Source organism: Betaproteobacteria bacterium, from assembly GCA_016791345.1.
GTDB lineage: Bacteria > Pseudomonadota > Gammaproteobacteria > Burkholderiales > JAEUMW01 > JAEUMW01.
Genome location: JAEUMW010000440.1, coordinates 1 through 2,540, shown reverse-complemented (window position 1 = coordinate 2,540; position 2,540 = coordinate 1). Strand labels below are relative to the sequence as shown.

General features: G+C 67.4%; 3 protein-coding genes. All 3 read right to left on the bottom strand.

The window, feature by feature from the left end; all coding sequences use genetic code 11:
* Positions 1 to 1,321 (bottom strand): phosphomannomutase/phosphoglucomutase (locus JNK68_16600; protein ID MBL8541964.1); only part of this gene is annotated, 1,321 nt, incomplete at its 3' end.
* 78 nt (positions 1,322 to 1,399) lie between these two features.
* On the bottom strand, positions 1,400 to 1,858 hold the full coding sequence (locus tag JNK68_16595; protein MBL8541963.1) for a cupin domain-containing protein: 459 nt from the start codon (positions 1,856 to 1,858) through the stop codon (positions 1,400 to 1,402).
* Positions 1,859 to 1,896: 38 nt separating this feature from the next.
* Positions 1,897 to 2,496: a sigma-70 family RNA polymerase sigma factor gene (locus tag JNK68_16590; protein ID MBL8541962.1), complete on the bottom strand. Its 600-nt coding sequence runs from the start codon at positions 2,494 to 2,496 to the stop codon at positions 1,897 to 1,899.
* Positions 2,497 to 2,540 lie beyond the last annotated feature (44 nt).

The window sequence follows — 2,540 nt, the reverse complement described above, 5'->3', positions numbered from 1 at the left end:
CCTGAATCCGCTTGAGCGCTGCTTCATCGTCGGCTTCGAAGCGCAGCACGATGACCGGCGTCGTGTTCGACGAGCGGGCGAGCCCGAAGCCGTCGGCATATTCGACGCGCAGCCCGTCGAGCGTGACGATGTCGCGCGCGTCGGTGAATTTCGCGGTCTTCTGCAGTTCCGCAATGAGCGCGTAGTTCTCGCCTTCCTTCAACTGGATCTGCAACTCCGGGGTCGAGACGGCATCGGGGATCGCGTGCAGCGTCGCGTCGATGTCGGACTGGCGCGACAGGTATTCGAGCAGGCGTGCGCCGGCATAAAGCCCGTCGTCGAAGCCGTACCAGCGCTCCTTGAAGAAGACGTGGCCGCTCATCTCGCCGGCGAGCGCGGCGCCAGTCTCGCGCATCTTCGCCTTGATGAAGGAGTGTCCGGTGCGGCACAGCAGCGGCTTGCCGCCGTGGCGCTCGATCCACGGCGCGAGGTTGCGCGTGGATTTCACGTCGTAGATGATCGTCGCGCCCGGATTGCGCGAGAGCACGTCCGCGGCGAACAGCATGAGCTGCCGGTCGGGGTAGATCACGGTGCCGTCCTTGGTGACGACACCCAGCCGGTCGCCATCGCCATCGAACGCGAGGCCGATTTCCGCGTCCGTGGTTTGCAGTGCGTGGATCAGGTCTTCGAGGTTTTCGAGCACCGACGGGTCGGGATGATGATTGGGGAAGCTCCCGTCGACTTCGCAGAAAAGCTCGCGCACCTCGCACCCCAGACGGCGATAGAGCTCGGGGGCGAATGCGCCGGCCACTCCGTTCCCGGCATCGACCACGATCTTCATCGGCCGCGCGAGCTTCACGTCGCCGGCGATGCGCGAGATGTAGCGCTCGCCGATGTCGCGCGTCTCCAGAGTGCCCGAGCCGTGACGCAGGTCGCCGGACTCGATGCGCGCGCGCAGGGACTGGATCGCGTCCCCCGCCAGCGTCTCGCCCGCCAGCATCATCTTGAGCCCGTTGTACTCCGGCGGATTGTGCGAACCGGTGACCATGACGCCCGAGTACGTGCCGCACTCGCACGCCGCGAAGTAGAGCATGGGCGTGGCGACACGGCCGACGTCGATCACGTTGGCGCCGGCGGCCTGGATGCCGCGCGCGAGTGCCGCGGCGAGCGACGGCCCGGAAAGGCGCCCGTCGCGGCCGATGGCGATGGTCGAAACGTCGCGATCGAGCGCGGTGGAGCCGATGGCCTGACCGATCGCATGGGCGTAGTCGGGCGTGAGGGTCGTGCCGACGATGCCGCGGATGTCGTAGGCCTTGAAAATTTCCTTCGGGGGCAGGGTCATGGTTCGCGAGGAGTCGTTGCCGAAACGGCAATTATCCCACGTCGAAAGGGTCGCCGCGCCGGCGAGCCCGCAGCACCGCTAGCGGTGAACGATCTCGCCCGAGGCGATGCGCAGATAGAGCAGGGCGCCGGTCTCGCTGCGGATCTCGCTGTGGTGGCTTCCCTTCGGCGCCAGGTGGAACGTGCCCGCCGTGGCGTGGACACCGGCAAGATACACCTCGCCCTCGAGCACCATGCACTCCTCGTCGCCCGGATGGTCGTGCGGCGCGAGCCGCCCGCCGGGCTTCAGGCGCAACAGGAACGCGCGCGATTCGGGCGTCGCATGCAGCATCTTGATGCTGACCTTGGGTGCGATCGCGACCCACTCGCCGGCGTCCGGCGGCACGGTGATCTTGTCCGTGTCGCCGGCAGAAGCGCGGGCTTTGTCTGTGTCGCCCGCTGCAGCGCGGGCCGCCGTCAGGATCCGCTCGCGCAGCGACGCCGCGCGGTCGGCGGGTGGCGCGATCGGCTTCAACTCGACGAGCAGCGCGTCGAGCATCTCGGCGTCCAGAATCGACTGGCCGTGCGGGTCGTCGGTCATGATCGTCGGAGGGCCCCTTCGCCCATGTGCGGTGAGAGCGTCTTGCGCAGTTGTGCGAGCGCCTTGCGGATATGGGTCTTCACCGTTCCAAGAGGCAGTCGAAAGTGCGTGGCAATCTCCTCGTGCGTCAGGCCGCGAAAGAAGGCGAGCGACAGCAGTTGCCGCTGCAGCGGTGCGAGGGCCGCCATCGCCAGGCTCAGCGCACGCCCGCTTTCCAGCGCCATCAGCAGGGCCTGCGGATCCTGCCCGGCCGACTCGGCGATCTCCGGTGGCTCGGCCCATGATTCCGCCGTGTCGGCGCGGCGCAGGTGGTCGATCGCGCGGCTCCTGCAGATGGTGAGGAGCCAGGCGAGCACGGAACCACGCCCCTGATCGAACCGCTCCGCCTGATTCCAGACCTGCATGTAGACGTCGGCCGTGACTTCTTCCGCTGCATCGGAGCGCGAGGTGATGCGCAGGGCGAGCCCGTACACGCGGCTCACGGTCTCGTCGTAGAAGCGCGTGAGCGCCTCCTGGCGACGGGCGACGATACCTGCCAAGGCCTCGCGCAAGGCAGACTCCTGCGCGTCGATCAGCAACTCCATTGCACGCGGCATATCGGGATGCATCATGCTCTTGCCCAGCGCTTCCCATTCTAGCG

Coding starts and splice junctions, on each gene's coding strand:
- JNK68_16595 (MBL8541963.1), bottom strand. CDS start 1,858: ATGCTCGACGCGCTGCTCGTCGAGTTGAAGCCGATCGCGCCACCCGCC.
- JNK68_16590 (MBL8541962.1), bottom strand. CDS start 2,496: ATGCCGCGTGCAATGGAGTTGCTGATCGACGCGCAGGAGTCTGCCTTG.